Origin of the sequence: Citrobacter sp. ABFQG, from assembly GCF_004322975.1 — a bacterium.
GTDB classification, from domain to species: domain Bacteria; phylum Pseudomonadota; class Gammaproteobacteria; order Enterobacterales; family Enterobacteriaceae; genus Citrobacter; species Citrobacter freundii.
On record NZ_CP036435.1, the window covers coordinates 2,924,531 to 2,940,592 of the forward strand.

Annotated in this window: 16 protein-coding genes; 8 read left to right on the top strand and 8 right to left on the bottom strand. The window is 51.4% G+C overall.

The features are described 5' to 3' along the window. Nucleotides 1–49: 49 nt before the first annotated feature. Genes WN16_RS14350 through ydhT form a run of 3 tightly spaced genes read left to right on the top strand, consistent with a single transcriptional unit; the run spans nucleotide 50 to nucleotide 2,316 of the window. Entirely contained in the window at nucleotides 50–718 is a 669-nt protein-coding gene (locus tag WN16_RS14350; protein WP_003029332.1) for a 4Fe-4S dicluster domain-containing protein, read from the top strand. Next, complete coding sequence (gene phsC, locus WN16_RS14355) at nucleotides 715–1,500, top strand: thiosulfate reductase cytochrome B subunit (protein ID WP_003029330.1); 786 nt, start codon at nucleotides 715–717, stop codon at nucleotides 1,498–1,500. Before WN16_RS14350 ends, phsC begins: the two co-directional genes overlap by 4 nt. 3 nt (nucleotides 1,501–1,503) lie before the next feature. Next, the gene (ydhT, locus tag WN16_RS14360; RefSeq protein WP_003836540.1) at nucleotides 1,504–2,316 is read left to right on the top strand and encodes a protein YdhT; all 813 of its coding nucleotides are present in this window, start codon (nucleotides 1,504–1,506) and stop codon (nucleotides 2,314–2,316) included. A gap of 9 nt (nucleotides 2,317–2,325) precedes the next feature. Here ydhT and WN16_RS14365 read toward each other — a convergent pair whose 3' ends face one another. The 5 genes from WN16_RS14365 to WN16_RS14385 form a co-directional block, all read right to left on the bottom strand. Continuing rightward, on the bottom strand, nucleotides 2,326–3,003 hold the full coding sequence (locus WN16_RS14365) for an amino acid ABC transporter permease (protein WP_032935888.1): 678 nt from the start codon (nucleotides 3,001–3,003) through the stop codon (nucleotides 2,326–2,328). Continuing rightward, nucleotides 2,993–3,778, bottom strand: coding sequence for an amino acid ABC transporter permease (locus tag WN16_RS14370; RefSeq protein ID WP_003029324.1), 786 nt, complete (start codon nucleotides 3,776–3,778; stop codon nucleotides 2,993–2,995). Before WN16_RS14370 ends, WN16_RS14365 begins: the two co-directional genes overlap by 11 nt. Then, nucleotides 3,778–4,596 carry an amino acid ABC transporter ATP-binding protein gene (locus tag WN16_RS14375; RefSeq protein ID WP_003029322.1) on the bottom strand — a complete coding sequence of 273 codons (819 nt, stop codon included), beginning with the start codon at nucleotides 4,594–4,596 and terminating at the stop codon, nucleotides 3,778–3,780. The genes WN16_RS14370 and WN16_RS14375 overlap by 1 nt, the downstream gene beginning before the upstream one ends. Nucleotide 4,597: 1 nt before the next feature. Then, complete coding sequence (locus WN16_RS14380) at nucleotides 4,598–5,431, bottom strand: ABC transporter substrate-binding protein (RefSeq protein WP_103790814.1); 834 nt, start codon at nucleotides 5,429–5,431, stop codon at nucleotides 4,598–4,600. Between the two features lie 209 nt (nucleotides 5,432–5,640). Continuing rightward, nucleotides 5,641–5,781: a hypothetical protein gene (locus WN16_RS14385; RefSeq protein WP_003832695.1), complete on the bottom strand. Its 141-nt coding sequence runs from the start codon at nucleotides 5,779–5,781 to the stop codon at nucleotides 5,641–5,643. Nucleotides 5,782–6,113: 332 nt separating this feature from the next. Between WN16_RS14385 and WN16_RS14390 the strand changes: the two genes are divergently transcribed. Beyond that, nucleotides 6,114–7,595 carry an APC family permease gene (locus WN16_RS14390; RefSeq protein WP_044699946.1) on the top strand — a complete coding sequence of 494 codons (1,482 nt, stop codon included), beginning with the start codon at nucleotides 6,114–6,116 and terminating at the stop codon, nucleotides 7,593–7,595. A 21-nt stretch (nucleotides 7,596–7,616) separates the two neighbouring features. Here the strand turns inward: WN16_RS14390 and WN16_RS14395 are convergent, their stop codons facing one another. Beyond that, on the bottom strand, nucleotides 7,617–8,315 hold the full coding sequence (locus WN16_RS14395) for a cache domain-containing protein (RefSeq protein ID WP_003029308.1): 699 nt from the start codon (nucleotides 8,313–8,315) through the stop codon (nucleotides 7,617–7,619). 24 nt (nucleotides 8,316–8,339) lie between these two features. Further along, the gene (locus tag WN16_RS14400; RefSeq protein ID WP_044699942.1) at nucleotides 8,340–9,065 is read right to left on the bottom strand and encodes a GntR family transcriptional regulator; all 726 of its coding nucleotides are present in this window, start codon (nucleotides 9,063–9,065) and stop codon (nucleotides 8,340–8,342) included. 315 nt (nucleotides 9,066–9,380) lie between these two features. Here WN16_RS14400 and WN16_RS14405 point away from each other — a divergent pair, with 315 nt between their 5' ends. The 4 genes from WN16_RS14405 (at nucleotide 9,381) to WN16_RS14420 (ending at nucleotide 14,486) form a co-directional block, all read left to right on the top strand. Continuing rightward, on the top strand, nucleotides 9,381–10,808 hold the full coding sequence (locus WN16_RS14405; RefSeq protein WP_032935879.1) for a gamma-aminobutyraldehyde dehydrogenase: 1,428 nt from the start codon (nucleotides 9,381–9,383) through the stop codon (nucleotides 10,806–10,808). 11 nt (nucleotides 10,809–10,819) lie between these two features. Further along, nucleotides 10,820–11,293, top strand: a complete 474-nt coding sequence (locus tag WN16_RS14410) for an ester cyclase (RefSeq protein WP_003843506.1) — start codon at nucleotides 10,820–10,822, stop codon at nucleotides 11,291–11,293. 88 nt (nucleotides 11,294–11,381) lie between these two features. Next, entirely contained in the window at nucleotides 11,382–13,274 is a 1,893-nt protein-coding gene (locus WN16_RS14415; protein WP_044699940.1) for an FAD/NAD(P)-binding protein, read from the top strand. Between the two features lie 3 nt (nucleotides 13,275–13,277). Then, the gene (locus tag WN16_RS14420) at nucleotides 13,278–14,486 is read left to right on the top strand and encodes a cytochrome c (RefSeq protein WP_044699939.1); all 1,209 of its coding nucleotides are present in this window, start codon (nucleotides 13,278–13,280) and stop codon (nucleotides 14,484–14,486) included. 43 nt (nucleotides 14,487–14,529) lie between these two features. On the opposite strand, the gene WN16_RS14425 is transcribed toward WN16_RS14420, so the two are convergent. Continuing rightward, nucleotides 14,530–16,005, bottom strand: a complete 1,476-nt coding sequence (locus tag WN16_RS14425; RefSeq protein WP_044699937.1) for a PLP-dependent aminotransferase family protein — start codon at nucleotides 16,003–16,005, stop codon at nucleotides 14,530–14,532. Between the last annotated feature and the right edge of the window lie 57 nt (nucleotides 16,006–16,062).

A 16,062-nucleotide genomic window follows, 5' to 3' on the forward strand; every position in this document is an offset into this window, starting at 1 on the left:
TGTCATGGAACGTGTGGACGACCACTGTCACAGTTTAGAGGATAACCCGATGTCCTTCACCCGACGAAAATTTGTCATTGGCATGGGGACGGTGATTTTTTTCACCGGCCCAGGTCAAAATCTGTTAGCGAGTACCAGGAGCCCTAAAGCCGTTCGTTACGTCATGATTCACGACGAATCACTGTGTAACGGATGTAATATCTGCGCGCGGGCCTGCAGGAAAACCAACCATGTTCCTGCCCAGGGCAGCCGTTTGTCGATAGCGCATATTCCAGTCTCAGACAACGACAACGAAACGCTGTATCACTACTTCCGTCAATCCTGCCAGCATTGTGATGATGCGCCTTGTATTGAGGTGTGTCCGACCGGTGCCTCCTGGCGGGATGAGAACGGTATTGTGCGAGTAGATACGTCTTCCTGTATCGGCTGCAGTTACTGTATTGGTGCGTGTCCTTATCAGGTTCGTTATCTCAACCCGCATACCAAAGTGGCGGATAAATGCGACTTTTGCGCTGAATCACGCCTGGCGAAAGGTTTTCCACCGATCTGTGTTAACGCTTGCCCGGAACATGCGCTGATTTTTGGCCGTGAAGATAGCCCGGAAATTCAGACCTGGTTGCGAGAAAACAAGTATTACGAATATCAACTTGCAGGCGCCGGGAAACCCCATCTGTATCGTCGGTTCGGTCAACATTTGATTAAAAAGGAAAATGTATGAACGCGTCGCAAAATGCCGAACAGTTTCACGCCCAGCTTGCGCAGTATGTTCCCCTGTTTTCACCGGACTACTGGCCCGTGTGGTTAGTCGTTGCCGGGTTAATGCTGGTGGGAATGTGGCTGGTGCTGGCGCTTCACGCCATGCTGCGCTTTCGGGCGGCACATAAAACGTCGGCAGGGCACGGTGAGAAGGTCTATTTATATTCGAAGGCTGTTCGTTTGTGGCACTGGTCGAATGCGCTGTTGTTTTTGCTACTTCTGGTCAGTGGCCTGGTCAATCACTTCTCTGCCGTCAGCGCACCGGTAATGAAAAGCCTGCTTACCGTTCATGAGGTTTGCGGCTTTTTGCTACTTGCCTGCTGGGTTGGTTTTGTGCTGATCAACCTGATTGGCGGCAACGGACATCACTATATTATTCAACGTCAGGGCTGGATCGCTCGCGCGCAAAGACAAACACGTTTTTACCTGTTTGGCATTATGCAGGGCGAGTCACACCCATTCCCGGCATCACCGCGTTCTAAATTCAATCCGCTACAGCAGGCGGCCTACGTTGGCGTGATGTATGGGTTGCTGCCACTACTGCTGATTTCTGGGTTGTTATCGCTTTACCCGACGGTCGTCGGAGATCTGTTTCCTGGTGTGCGTTACTGGCTGCTTCAGGCGCACTTTGCGCTGGCAATTGTCAGTCTGTTTTTCATTTTTGGGCATCTTTATCTTTGCACTACGGGCCGCACGCCGGGCGAAACCTTCAAGTGTATGGTGGATGGCTACCACCGGCATTAAGCGATGATGATTACACGAAGTGACTTACGGGCCTGGCGTGTTGGGCCCGTCATGTATCGCTGGTTTCTACGCGCGTTTCCCGCAGGAGGAAGCTATGCCGATGTTCATCGCGCGCTCCAGCGGGAAGGGTATACCGATTGGGCAAATAGCCTGGTGGAATACGGCTGGTCGAAATGGCGGGAAGAGGCGAGTTTTGCTCAGCAGGATATTGACGCAATGGGGAATATTTCCTGTGAGCAAGCCGCGGAGGAAACCAGTCGTCCGTTGGCGAGTGCGGAAGATTATGCCCGATTTAGCAGTGCGGGTGACAACGTTAAAATTGCCAGCGCCGGGTATGCCGCACAGATCGCCAGTGCCGGTTACAGCGCACGGATTGGCAGTGTAGGCTATAACACGCATATCGGCAGTTCAGGCGATCGTGGGCGAATAGCGATTGCGGGAAATTCGGCGCGTATCAGCAGTGTGGGCGACGGAACGCGTATCGCCAGTACCGGCATGCGCGTACGCATCAGTTCGCTTGGCGACCGAAACCGGGTTGCCAGTAGCGGTGATTTAACCCAGGTAGCCTGTTTTGGCGCAGAGGCAAAAATCGCTAACTGCGCGGACAATATCCACATTATTGCCAGCGGAGAGAACGCCGTTGTTGCCAGTACCGGTACTGTAGATTCGATAACGCTCGGTCCCGGCGGATGTGCGGCGCTGGCTTATCACGATGGCGAGAGAATGCGCTTTGCGCTTGCCGTTGAAGGGGAAAAAAACATTCGGGCGGGCGTGAAATATCGGCTCAACGAAGACCATCAGTTTGTGGAATGTTGAGCCGAGAGGTCATTTTAGTGCGAAGCGGCGCTGGGTGATTTTCTCCAGGCTAAAGCACAGCAGGTAATAGACCAGTCCGGTAAAGATAAAAATGGCTGTCGGGTAGATTTGCACCCGGCTGTTAACCTGACCGGCAACCGTCGTGAGTTCCGGTACGTTAACGATAAATGCCAGTGACGTGTCCTTCAGTAGCCCAATGAAAATCCCCGTCAACGACGGCAGTACGTTACGCAGCACCTGCGGCAGCAAGATAAGCCACAGGGCCTGATCCCGGCGAAACCCCTGAACGACTGCCGCTTCATATTGCCCACCAGGCAGTGCGCTAATTCCAGCATACACCGAGTGCATCACCGAAGCGGTGGTGAACCATGCCAGCGCCAGCGTCACGGTAACGGCACCGGGTAGATCGCTTCCGGTCAGCATGGGTAGCAAATACCACATCCAGAAAATCACAAAGATGAGCGGAATGCCGCGAATAAATTCCGCCCAGATAAACAACCCGTTGCGAACCGCGCCAGGAAATCGCCAGGCGCAGCAGGCAAGAACGATCCCGCCAGGCAGCGCCAGCAAAGCCGCACCGATAGCCATCAGCAAAGTGAGCAGTACACCGCCGGGTTGCCCCTCAGCTACACGTCCCCACAGGAGATAGTCAAGATTGTCGGTAATGACCGAAATATTAGCGATCATGCAGTATGCTCCTGACGCTGAAGATGCGCATTCTTACCTTTGACGATTTACCCGCCGCCGGCCGCGGGCCAAGACGCGTAAGCAACATACCCAGCACGATGCCGGTAAACAGATAGAGTGCGGTGCCAACGGCAAAGGCTTCCAGCGCGTGCGCGTTGTAGCTCTCAATTTGCCGTACCTGGTAGGTGAGCTCAGCAAATCCAATACCGCTGGCAAGCGAGGAAAGCTTCATCAGGTTGAGATATTGCCCAACAATGGGTTGCCAGGCGTTTGCCAGTCCCTGAGGCAGTAGAATGTGACGAAATATCGCCCAGGATGAAAACCCCTGCGCCACGGCAGCCTCGCGTTGTCCGGCAGAAACTGCCTGTAAACCTGAGGCGATCTCTTCGACCAAAAATGCTGAGGTAAATACGCCCAGTCCCCATGCTGAACAGATAAACTCCGGTGTTAACCACCAGACATCACCCGGCAGAATTGACCATGGATGATCAGCATTGATGAAGCTAATGACGTCACGGGGAAGCCAGTTCCATGCGGCAAAATACCAGAACATCAGTTGCACCAGTAAAGGTGTATTGCGAAACACCGAGACCCACACCCCGACCATCGTTTTAGCGAGACGATTGCCCGTCAGTCGCAGGCTGAGCAGTGAGATGGCAATGAGCGTGGCGAGCACGATACCTGCCAGCGTCACCCAAAGCGTGGTAAGAAAACCAGAAATTATCCATTGCAGGGGTTGCCCGCTCAGCACTCCCTGCCAGTCCATTGCATGCATTATGATGATGACTCCTGGTGTAACGGGTCGAGCACTTTTTTCAGGAAACGCTGGGTTCTCGGGTGCTGTGGTTGGACGAAAAAATCCTCCGGCGGGGCCACTTCAAGAATATCGCCACCATCGATGAAAACCACACGATCGGCAATCTCGCGGGCGAAATGCATTTCGTGGGTCACGACGATCATGGTGATACCGCTGTGGGCGAGATTTTTCATCACCTGCAATACCTCGCCGATCATTTCAGGATCCAGCGCGGAGGTGGGTTCATCAAACAGAATAATTTGCGGTGATGAAGCCAGCGCGCGGGCGATGGCCACGCGCTGCTGCTGTCCACCGGACAACTGTGCGGCATAGGCATTGGCTTTTTCCGCCAGTCCCACCTTTTCCAGCAACTCAAGTGCCCGGCGATCCGCTTCCGTCTTATTCCAGCCGTGAACATATTCCAGCGCCAGCGCGATGTTTTGCAGCGCAGTCAGATGCGAATAGAGATTGAATTGCTGAAATACGAAACCGATACGGCTGCGTAGCTGGCGTAATGCCGCCCCGCGCAACTGGCTAATCGGTTTACCATCAATGAAGATTTCGCCATCGCTGAGCGACTCCAACTGGTTGATAAGACGTATAAGAGTGGACTTTCCAGAGCCGGAAGGCCCCAGAATGGTCACCACTTCACCGGGCTCAACTGCCAGGTTGACGCCGTTAAGTACAGTTTGAGCGCCATACTCTTTAACCACATTGCGTAGTTCGACGCTCGCCTGACGCAAATGGGTAAAATCCGCAGCCGAAGCTGCGGATCGATGAAAAAGGGCTGAGAGCATATTATTTGGCTTCTATTTTAAAGGCGCGGGCTTGTGGACTTTTGGTTTCAGGACCAAACCAGACATCATAAATTTTGGCCGCCTGCCCGGTAGATTCCAGCTTCAAAAGTTCATCGTTGACGGCTTTTAACAACGCTGGCTCACCTTTTTTCACCCCCACCCCAATCTCTTCTTTGCTCAGCAGGTCCGGTAGAATTTTGAAATCTGCTTTATCCGGCGCACCGCCTAATAAACCGGCCAGAATCGTACTGTCCTGGGTGATGGCCTGAACATTGCCGTTGCGCAGTGCGGTTAACGCCAGCGGGATATCGTCATAGGCCAGTACGCGCGACTGCGGGAAGCGCTGATGCAGTGCCTGTTCACCAGTAGTGCCTTTTACCGCGCCGATGCGTGCTTTGCTGTATTGATCGAGCTTATCCGGAGATTTTGCTGGCACAAGGAACTGCTGGCCGGTAACAAAATAGGGGACGGAGAAATCTATTACCTGCGACCGCTCAGGCGTGATCGTGATATCCGCAACGATTAAATCGGCTTTACCAGATTGTAATAACGGAATTCGGTTTGCCGGATTGGTCGCCACCAGTTCCAGTTTTACACCAAGAGATTTAGCCAGCGCTTCGGCAAAATCGATGTCGTAGCCGACAATCTTATGCGTTTTGGCATCGATGGAGCCAAACGGCGGGTTCGCGTCAAATGTTGCGACTTTTACTACGCCTGCGGCTTTGATATCGGCCAGTTGGTCGGCCTGAGCCAGTGAGACGCTAATGCCTGATGCCAGCAGGATGCCGAGTGCCAGCAGTGTTTTTTTCGCGCTGTGAGTTTTTGTTACCATCATTTTGTAAGTCCCTGTCGTTTTTTTTGGTTTGTGCTTTTTACGCTCCCATAACTCAGGTTCAGGACAAAATAAGAAAAAATTCTTATCTATTTACAAAATGTTATTAGTGAAAAAGGTGTTAACAATGGGTAAACGCAATGCGATATGTAGCCAGGCGAGAGGGCATAGCCAGGAGGTAAAAAAAAACCGGCATTGCGCCGGTTCGGAAATCAGATTTTGCAGGCGTCACCGCAATCATTATCAGCAATAATTTCTTGCGCTTTCTTGTCTGCATCTTCCAGACGTTCAGCGTTACGCTCTTGCGCTTCTTCTAGTCCATCAAAGACCAGATTATCGAGATCAATTTCCATCATTCACCTGCTCAGGTTCAGCGTTTAACATCACGTTATTATATTGCAAAAATGTTGCTTAACAGCAGCGATTCTTGCTACTTAGCATCGAACGCAATCCGCTGTGCGTATTTATCCGCCAAAGTGGCCCACGGTTCGCAATTGCTAAAGAATTGTTGGTTGTAAATACCGCAAAATTCTCGCTCTCTCTACCGTTTTATTCCCACTTTTTCATTAACGTGATGCGCGATCATTTTTAACAAATCTGCGACAAAATCACTATACATATAACTTAATATTTTTTATACATTAATTGTTCAACCCTGCGACTATTCCACAAAAGAGAAAGCTATATGGAACAGACACCTGATAAGAAAAACCATAATTTTCAAAAAGATGGCAAAGAACAGTTCAATAGATCGATCGGTTTAATTTCAAACTTTGCGTTGGGTTTTACCTACCTGTCGCCGCTTACCGCCGTCTACTCGCTGTTTGCGCTGGCCGTAACGCTGGCGGGGCCGCCTGCAGTATGGTGGATTTTAATCGTCGCATGTGGGCAACTTTTGGTGGCGCTGGTGTTTGGTGAGGTCGCTTCCCAGTATCCGATAACCGGCGGGCTTTACCCTTGGGCCAGAAGGTTGTGGGGCAAGAAATATGCGTGGATCGCCGCCTGGATCTACCTGTGGGCACTGGTGGTCACCATTACGTCGATCGCGGAATATACATCAACGTTTGTTGAATCACTCTTCCATTATGGTCAGACTCCAGCCACGATGTTGGTGACTTCCGTTCTGCTGCTGCTGTTGATGATGGCGGTTAATTTGTCCGGGACTAAAAATCTGGCCCGGGTGGCGAAAATTGGTTTCTGGTGTGAAATTGTCAGCGTGATCGCGCTGGGGATTTATCTGCTGATTTTCCACCGTTCGCAGCCGTTCTCTGTAATTTTTGACTCGATGGGTGTGCTGGCTCATGACGGCAGCTATTCCACCGCATTTATGTCTGCTGCGCTGATGGGACTGTTTATGTTCTTTGGCTTTGAGGCCTGCGGTAACGTTGCGGAAGAGGTGCAGAATCCCAGTAAAAAGATCCCAGTGGCGATGATTTTAAGCATCGTATTCGGCGCGATTTCCGCCATTATTTCTGTTATGGGTTATCTGTTGGCTTCACCGAATCTGGTCAGCATCGTGAATGGCAAAACGTCCGATCCGATCCCGGCAATCCTTAATGAAGCTCTGGGTGAAACCGGCGCGACTGTCTTTATCGTCGTCGCGATTATCGCCATGTTGTCGTGCAGTTTGTCTCTCCAGGCTGCGTTAAGCCGTCTTATCTTTTCTTTCTCCCGCGACAGAATGCTGCCGGGAAGTGAATGGATGGCCAAAATCTCTAAAAATGGTGTTCCGGATAATGCCATGGTCGTCAGTTGCCTACTGCCAGTGATCATCTGTGTTTGGGTTTATTTCCAGCCAGATAACCTGTCGCGTATCACCGCGTTTGCTGTTATCGGGATTTACATCTCGTTCCAGATGGTTGTGCTGGCCGCGCTGCGTCAGCGCCTGAAAGGCTGGAAACCGGCGGGGGAGTGGACCATTGGCGGTTGGGGCGTAATCGTGAATGTGCTGGCGTTAGCTTACGGATTGTGCGGGATCTGGTTACTGGCGCAACCGGCAGACAGCAGCGACTTCATTGACCGTTGGACGGTCCTGTTCGGCCTGGCGATTGTCGTTGGCTCAGGACTTATTTATATGTTCCTGACCCGTCCGTTTGGTCGTTCAGCGGCGCCGGAAAACGACGCCATTGCGTATGCCAGTAAGCTCAATATGGGGCAGGATAACTAAAAACTAAGGGCCTTCGGGCCCTTAGTTTTGATAGTGATAAAGGATAAAGTAGTCGCTCTGATACACCACGGTACTATTTGCAGGTGACAGCAATTCACCCACGCGAAAACGTGGCCAACTGGAGAAAATGATCCTGTTTTCCAGATTGGTCAGAATCACATAATCAGGATGAGCGCAGGAGAGCAGTTCGGCTTCTATCTGACTGACCAGCAAATCGACCGCGGCAACACCGAGAAACTGGTCGTTGTAGTAGACCGGGACGGCTGACGTTAGGGTATAGGAGATATTGCAAATATAGTCGACGTAGGGACCGTGGATATAGGCTTTGCCAGCCGGAGGAGAATGCTTAAACCACTCAAAGGTTCTGAAATCCAGTCGTTGTTGCGTGGCCTGATCCAAATCCAGATGCGCCTGGCTCAAACCATTATCTTTCTTATACCACCACTCCAGCAACCAGTACTCTTTTGTGTTTGCGGTGCTCTCAATATGGCTGGCGAATCCCGCTCCTGAACAGTAATGGTTGTCACTGAGCGTGCGCTTGATGTGCTGTTGAACGGTGGATCTTACTGATGGGTCGAGAACGACCTCGGCTGAGGCCTTTTGTACCCCTGAAATCGCCTCATGGATGCTCCTCGCTAGCGCAACGGTAGAATCTACGGTAGAAACAGTTATGTCATCAATTTTACGGATTAATGCGCTTAGGGATGTCGAAGAGCTCATTGTCTGTCCTGCCTTCACTGATTGTCAGTTCGAGTTATATTTCAGCTTTTTTTCAATAAGGTAGTAGGTAAACGTGTCGATGATCCGTGTAGCAAACTGTACTGACTCTGCCTCGTTGTGAGCAGCCAGTGCATCGGCCAGCGCTGAATAAAGCGCGATAATTTCCGCATGAATACTGTCTGTGCGATAAAGTATCGCCACAAGTGATGCCCATTCAGCCTGAACTTGCAGCTCCTGATTGGCCAGTCGCGCTGAATGCGAACTGGCGGCAATCGCCAGCAGACAACGCATATCGGCCTGGGTCATCAGCTCAGGTGAGTTTGCCTTTCTGAGTATCTCGACAAACTCGCGAAATTTGGCGATATCCGCACCGGTCATCCGTCGGGAAGCCAGCCTCGCGCTATGGCTAATAATGGCACAATGCATTTCACCCAGATCAGACAGATAATCCGTACTGATCGCTTTGAACGGGTGCAGGGCGCTATTTTTGCCATCGATATTTTCGCAAACGAAGCTCCCGCCATTACGACCACGAACCGTATGGATAAGATTATTAGCCCGAAGCGTGTTTAGCGCTTCTCTGATAGTGATATGTGAGACACCCATCATTTTTGCCAAATCAGTTTCGTTGGGAAGCTGTTCTTTTGGCTCCAGCAACCCCGTGATAATGGCATTTGAAAGGCGCTGGACTATCTGGTCTGAACGACTGACCTGCCCGATAGGCGCAAATATGACCGCGTGAGTAATCATAATCTTTTCTGTACTCAATTCCCTGAAACAACGACCATTTTTAACACATGCCCGTCGGGCAAGGAAGGTAAGAATGGCCGAGTTATTTTACATGCCTGGGCGCAACGTCACTGCACAAGCGGATGTGTGTCCCGATAACCTCATGATGAGCTGAGCATAACGCGTCAGCTGGCAATGAAAAGCCTTACCTTACAAATGTGAAAATTAAGTTAAAAATGCGAGGCTTATCATAGTGTCAATGTTGCGCATTTGAAAAAATTTTACAATATATATATTACATAAGATTCTTTATGTATTAATTGGCAGGAGACAAGCATGAAAACCCTGAAGCATTTTATTAATGGGCACTATGTAGCAGGCAGCAGCGAAGATAGCTTCGAACTGGTGAGTCCGGTTGACGGTGAAACATACGCAATTTCTCCCAACGCTAACGAGGCGGAGGTAGAGCAAGCCTACTCAGCAGCGGAAGCGGCGTTTAGCATCTGGAGAAAATCGACGCCAGCACAGCGGCAAAAGGCGTTATTGCTGCTGGCCGATGAGATTGAACGCAACGTTGAGTGGCTGGTAACCGCGCAGAGTCAGGAAACCGGTCAGCTTCGCCATTTTATTGAGAAAGAGGAGATTGCGGCATCCTGCGATGCCATCCGCTTTTTTGCTGGCGCGGCGCGCTGTCTTGAAGGGAAGGCGGCCGGAGAATATTCCGCCGGGTTTACATCGACCATCCGTCGTGAACCGCTGGGTATCGTTGGGCAAGTTACGCCGTGGAACTACCCGTTCATGATGGCGGTGTGGAAGATTGCACCAGCGCTGGCGGCAGGCAACACGGTCGTGTTAAAGCCAAGCGACACCACACCAGTTAGTACGCTGCTGTTGGCTGAACTGGCCGCACCTTTGTTTCCGAGGGGGGCGTTTAACGTCGTGTTGGGCAAAGCCAGCACCGGTTCGCTGGTGGTTTCAAATCCGAAGGCTTCACTGGTTTCGATTACCGGTTCGGTCCGCGCGGGTTTGCAGGTTGCGGCTTCGGCGGCGGCAAACCTGACCAGAGCACACCTGGAATTGGGTGGAAAAGCGCCTGCAGTCGTGTTCGCCGATGCGGATATGGACAAGGCGATAGCGACAATCACTACGGCAGGCTTTTTTAATGCCGGGCAGGATTGCACAGCGGCTACACGGATCCTGGTAGAGCAATCCATCTATGCTGAGTTTCTGGAAAAACTGATCCAGAAAACAAAAAGTATCAAATTTGGGCCGCCAGAAGATCAGAATGCGCTGTACGGCGCATTGAATAGCCGGAATCAACTGGAGCAGGTAAAAGGTTTTATTGAGCGTTTACCGGCACATGCAAAAATTGAAACCGGTGGGCGCGCCGGGCCAGGTCCGGGCTTCTATTTTGAGCCGACGATTGTCTCCGGATTGCATCAAAATGATGAAGCTATTCAGCATGAAGTATTTGGTCCGGTAATGACCATTCAGTCGTTTTCTACTGACGAAGAGGCACTACACAAAGCGAATGATGTGGAGTATGGTCTTGCCGCCAGCGTCTGGACCAGTAACCATGGTCGCGCGCAGCGCTTCAGCATTGACCTCGATTTTGGCACGGTGTGGATTAACAATCACATTCCTCTGTGTGCCGAAATGCCGCACGGCGGGTTCAAAAAATCGGGTTATGGCAAAGATCTCTCATCCTATTCACTCGAAGAATATACTCGGGTGAAACATATCATGTGTGACATTTCTGAATAGAGAGGATTACGATGAAAACAGTAAAAATTGCGGTTCTTTCATTAGTGATGCTCTCTGGCTATAGCCTTGCAGAAAGTACATCGCTGAATACCGTAAAAGAATATATGGCGGCGTGGAATGCGCATGATGCTTCACGAGCCGCTCAATATCTTGCGGATGATGCGGTTTATTATGATGCCGCCGCGGGTGAACCGGTAAACGGTAGAGAAAAAGCGGAAAAAGAGGTTATCGGCGCTTTTATTAAGGCAGTTCCAGATCTTAGCTGGAAAATGGTTGGAAAACCCGTTTATGACGAAGATACCGTGGCCTTTCGTTGGGAATTTTCAGGCAAAAATAGTGGTGAATGGGCAGGGAGTCCGCCGACAAATAATCCGATCAAATTTGAAGGCGTAAGCTATATTCATGTTAAAGCAGGAAAAATCACCTGGCAGGGTGATTATTATGATTCTAAAAAACTGGATGAAGAGTTAAAGCCAGTGAAGTAGTCGGTTGTACCCCTTTATAAATAAGAAGGGGTATTTCTCTTATTTTTGTCGTATTAAAGGCAGTGTGTAGCAATAAGGAAAAAAGTTAATGGCAATTACCAGACGTGATTTTCTCAACGGCGTCGCGGTGACTATTGCGGCGGGACTTACCCCGCTGGAGTGGGTCAGGGCGACAGGAAAGGGAAACGCATTTATAGATGGAAATTATTATCCTCCTGCGCTGACAGGGCTGCGGGGTAATCATCCTGGATCATTTGAAATGGCGCATGCGCTAGGCCGCGAGCAGAAGCATTTTGATTTAAACGCTCTGCCCGTTGAGGAAGAGTACGATCTGGTGATTGTTGGGGGCGGGATTAGCGGGTTAGCTGCCGGTTGTTTTTGGCGTCAAGTTGCCGGGCAAAATAGCCGGATCCTGATCCTCGATAACCATGACGATTTTGGCGGACACGCCAAACGTAATGAATTTACCAGCTCGGGCAAGAAATTACTCGGTTATGGCGGCAGCGAAGCATTCCAGTCACCCGCGCATAATTTCAGCCCTGAAGTACAAAAACTGATGGAAACCGTGGGCGTCAGCGTCACGCGGTTAAAAGAGAGTTTTGACGTAAACTTCTACCCCGACTGGCAGCTCAGTCGCGGGGTTTTTTTCGACAAGAAGAATTTTGGCGTAACAAAAATCGTCAGCGGCGATCCGGGCCGCGCGGTATCTGATGATATTCCGCCGGACAGGCTCAATGGCCGTAAAATTGAAGACTTTATCAATGATTTTCCGCTAGGTGAGAACGACAGAAAATCGCTGATCGACCTGCATGTACGCCCTGGCGATTACCTTCCGGGGATGACGGTCGATGAGAAAATGGAATGGCTGGATACCCACAGCTACAGTGAATTTTTAGCAACAAAAGTGGGTTTGAGCAAAATGGCGCTGCTCTATTTTCAGCAGCGTTCCAATGACTTCTTTGCCATCGGCATTGAAGGCATCTCCTGCAGCGATGCCAGGGCGTGCGCCTTACCCGGCATGGAAGGGATGGGGTTACCGCCGTTGGACGGAGAGTCGCTGGCCGACCTCGAAGAGCCGTATGTTTACCATTTCCCGGACGGTAACGCCGGTCTGGCCCGACTGTTAGTCAGGTATATGCTGCCGGATGCGCTACCGGGTAACACGATGGAAGACTCTGTTCTCGCCAGATTGCATTATGAAAAGCTGGATCTACCAGAAAACACCACGCGCCTGCGCCTGAACAGTACAGTGATTAATGCGGCCAACGTGCAGGATGGCGTTGTGGTGACCTACCTGCGTGACGGTAAAATGCACCGTGTGCGCGGTAAGAACACCATCATGGCAGGCTATAACATGATGATCCCGTATCTGGTGCCTGAGATGCCGGAACAGCAGCAGGCGGATCTCAAACTGAACGTCAAGGCTCCGCTGGTGTACACCAACGTGGTGGTAAAAAACTGGCAGGCGTTCAAACAGCTTGGCGTACATGAATTTTATTCTCCAGCGGCACCTTACAGCCGGGTTAAGCTCGACTATCCGGTCAGTATTGGTGGGTATCAGCATCCGGCCTCCCCGGACGATCCGATGGTCATTCACATGGTCTATGTGCCGACCTACCCGGGCAGTAACCTATCGGCCAGAGAGCAGTTCCGCCTGGGACGAGCCTATTTGCTGGGGACCACTTTTGCGGCGCATGAGGAGATGATTCGCTCCCAGTTGCAGGAGATGTTTGGCTCAACAGGCTTTGATAATCAACGCGATATCTCCGCCATTACCGTTAACCGCTGGGCGCATGGCTATGCGTACTACGCCAATTCACTGTTCGATGATATGGATAAAATGCCAGAAATTATCGAGCGGGCGCGTCAGCCAGTCGGTCGCATTGCCATCGCTAACTCAGATTCTGACTGGAGTGCTTATGCCCACACAGCAATCGATCAGGCATGGCGTGCGGTTAATGAACTCAAGGATATGGGGTGATCTATGCGTAACGTAACCATTCTCGCCGCCTGTTTATTTACCGCTTCGGTAAGCGCTGCTGAATCTAACGGTGAATACATCGCGCGAATTTCAGACTGCGTCGCCTGTCATACCGCTGAAGGTGGTGCGGCGATGGCGGGGGGCAAAAAGTTTCCTACTCCGGTGGGGGATATTTATTCGACCAACATAACCCCAGACAAGGCACAGGGTATTGGTAATTACTCATACGAGGATTTTGAAAAGGCGGTACGCCAGGGAATTGCCAAAGACGGTCATCCGCTCTATCCGGCCATGCCTTATCCCTCTTATGCAAAACTTTCTGACGAGGATGTTCAGGCGCTGTATCGCTATTTTATGCATGATGTCACACCGTCTGCGCAACCCAATAAAGAGAATGCCATTCCGTGGCTACTCTCCGCCCGCTGGCCACTGCATATCTGGAACTGGCTGTTTACCGACGCGCCAGCGACGACAGTAGATAGCGCGAAACCAGATGAAAACGCAGCCCTGATAAAACGGGGCGCTTATCTGGTGGAAGGTCCCGGGCACTGCGGTTCTTGCCATACACCGAGAGGCATGGCGATGAATGAAAAAGCCTATACTCATGCAGATGCCGAGTACCTGAGCGGAGCGATGATTGACGGCTGGTATGCACCTTCGCTGCGGGGCAGCGGAATGTCTGAGCAGGCGTTAAAATCGCTGTTGCTGACCGGTAAGAGCAAGCATGCTGCGGTTTCAGGTTCGATGGCTGAAGTCGTCACGCAGAGTACACAGTATCTGACCGACGAAGATGCCACGGCGATCGCCCAATATCTGCTGAGTCTGAAAAGCGCGAAGCCTGAAACGGTGCGTGCTGCTGCGACTACAGCATCCTGGTCGAATTCACCAGAGGCGGGCAAAGTGACCTATAACCGTTACTGTTCAACTTGTCACGGTCTGGAAGGGAAAGGTACGGATGATAACGCACCTTCTTTGGTCAACAATCCGCTGGTCATGGTTGATGACCCGACGCCGCTGTTCAGAGTGATTGCCCACGGCGCAGAAACACCGACAACGCGTGGCAGCGTCTCCTTCAAGATGCCCGCTTACGGAGGCATGTTAAGTGACAACGAAATGCGCGACGTGATTAATTACGTGCGTAAGACCTGGGGTGAAGGGAATGGCGAAGTAAGCCATGAAGATCTGGCTGGGATTAAAAAAGCATCACATTAAACAGTATGCCGGATAAGGTGCTTGCACCACCATCCGGCAGTGCTTACACGGTGTTTACCCTGAAAATATCCGCGAGTCGGGTAAACGCCGCCGACATTTCATGCTCTTCAATACTTGCAAACCCCAGCAACAGGCCGCTGCGTTTCTCTTCATTCACGTAATAGCGTGATAACGGGCGCACCAACAACCCTTGCGCATTCGCTTGTTGGGCAATGACCGCGTCATCGCTCCCTGCGGGTAACTGTAAGATCATATGCAGCCCGGCGTTGCTGCTGAAGGAACCAAGATAATGTTCACCAAGCTGGCGGCTGATAAGCTCTACCAGCATCTGGCGACGACGACTGTATAGTTGGCGCATTTTCCGAATGTGCGCTGCGTAATAACCCTCGCGAATAAACTCCGCCAGCGCGGCCTGAATCAACAGATGTCCACCACGATAGAGGTCGTTATGAACCTTTTTCAGCGGAGCGGCTAACGATTTAGGTAGCACGACATACCCGAGTCGCAGTGCGGGATAGAGTGTTTTACTGAATGTCCCGATGTAGATGACCGGTGTCTCTTCTTCCAGCCCCTGCAAAGAGGGGATCGGCTGGCCGGAAAAGCGGAACTCACTGTCGTAATCATCTTCCACTATCCAACTTCGCGTTTCACGTGCGCGAAAGATAAGTTGCCGGCGGCGACTGAGGCTCATCACCGAACCGAGAGGGTATTGATGTGACGGTGTCACAAAAATCAGTTTTGGCGGTGTTTCGCCTGCATCCGGCGGGACCATACCTTGTTCATCAACAGGAATAGCCGAAAAATTTACCGCATTGATACGCAGAATATTTTTGATTCCCCAGTAGCCCGGCTCCTCAATCCAGGCGTGATCGCCCGGGTTGCATAACGTTCGGGTCACCAGATCCAGCGCCTGGTGAATACCTTCGGTAATCAGAATTTGCTCCGGCGAACACCGCACGCCGCGAGCGGTGCGCAGATAGTCCGCCAGCGCTTCTTTCAGCTCATTCACACCGCCTGCGGCATCGTAAGTGAGAAACTCCGGGCGCAATCGTCTTGCCAGCCTGTCCTGAATTTTTTTGAGCACCCGGTGTGGGAAATGCTCTACATCAGGTACGCCTGGAATAAACGCGCCCCACTGACGGGGACTGGCGCTGGCATTACCTAACAGCTCAAGGCAGCGGGCAGATAAGCGGGTGTGATCCTCCAGAGCCGCAGCAACAGGTTCTTTATTGGGACGCAGGTTGAGATTGTCCAGCACGCTGTCAGTGACAAATGTGCCGCTACTGGTACGCGCAGAAATATAACCTTCGGCCTGCAACTGCTCGTAAACCCGCAGGACGGTATTGCGCGATAGCATCAGCTCTCCTGCCAGGTCACGCGACGGAGGCATTCGGGTAGCCGGTTTCAGGCTACCTTCGAGGATGCAACTACAAATGGCGGCATACAGGCGGCGATGTAGTTTTTCGTCAGTCTGCTGACTAAATGCATGCTTGATCACATCTCCGGCAAGTGAACGCATTTGGATCCTTAAAATAAAACGATTTGGCTCTCGATTAAAGTACCAGACGGCGTCTAA

What these genes read in the sequence shown, in the direction of transcription:
- WN16_RS14425 (WP_044699937.1), bottom strand. Translation starts at nt 16,005, where the DNA reads ATGCGTTCACTTGCCGGAGATGTGATCAAGCATGCATTTAGTCAGCAG.
- WN16_RS14380 (WP_103790814.1), bottom strand. Translation starts at nt 5,431, where the DNA reads ATGATGGTAACAAAAACTCACAGCGCGAAAAAAACACTGCTGGCACTC.
- WN16_RS14375 (WP_003029322.1), bottom strand. Translation starts at nt 4,596, where the DNA reads ATGCTCTCAGCCCTTTTTCATCGATCCGCAGCTTCGGCTGCGGATTTT.
- WN16_RS14410 (WP_003843506.1), top strand. Translation starts at nt 10,820, where the DNA reads ATGAAAACAGTAAAAATTGCGGTTCTTTCATTAGTGATGCTCTCTGGC.
- WN16_RS14415 (WP_044699940.1), top strand. Translation starts at nt 11,382, where the DNA reads ATGGCAATTACCAGACGTGATTTTCTCAACGGCGTCGCGGTGACTATT.
- phsC (WP_003029330.1), top strand. Translation starts at nt 715, where the DNA reads ATGAACGCGTCGCAAAATGCCGAACAGTTTCACGCCCAGCTTGCGCAG.
- WN16_RS14365 (WP_032935888.1), bottom strand. Translation starts at nt 3,003, where the DNA reads ATGATCGCTAATATTTCGGTCATTACCGACAATCTTGACTATCTCCTG.
- ydhT (WP_003836540.1), top strand. Translation starts at nt 1,504, where the DNA reads ATGATGATTACACGAAGTGACTTACGGGCCTGGCGTGTTGGGCCCGTC.
- WN16_RS14395 (WP_003029308.1), bottom strand. Translation starts at nt 8,315, where the DNA reads ATGAGCTCTTCGACATCCCTAAGCGCATTAATCCGTAAAATTGATGAC.
- WN16_RS14400 (WP_044699942.1), bottom strand. Translation starts at nt 9,065, where the DNA reads ATGATTACTCACGCGGTCATATTTGCGCCTATCGGGCAGGTCAGTCGT.
- WN16_RS14420 (WP_044699939.1), top strand. Translation starts at nt 13,278, where the DNA reads ATGCGTAACGTAACCATTCTCGCCGCCTGTTTATTTACCGCTTCGGTA.
- WN16_RS14405 (WP_032935879.1), top strand. Translation starts at nt 9,381, where the DNA reads ATGAAAACCCTGAAGCATTTTATTAATGGGCACTATGTAGCAGGCAGC.
- WN16_RS14350 (WP_003029332.1), top strand. Translation starts at nt 50, where the DNA reads ATGTCCTTCACCCGACGAAAATTTGTCATTGGCATGGGGACGGTGATT.
- WN16_RS14370 (WP_003029324.1), bottom strand. Translation starts at nt 3,778, where the DNA reads ATGCATGCAATGGACTGGCAGGGAGTGCTGAGCGGGCAACCCCTGCAA.
- WN16_RS14390 (WP_044699946.1), top strand. Translation starts at nt 6,114, where the DNA reads ATGGAACAGACACCTGATAAGAAAAACCATAATTTTCAAAAAGATGGC.
- WN16_RS14385 (WP_003832695.1), bottom strand. Translation starts at nt 5,781, where the DNA reads ATGGAAATTGATCTCGATAATCTGGTCTTTGATGGACTAGAAGAAGCG.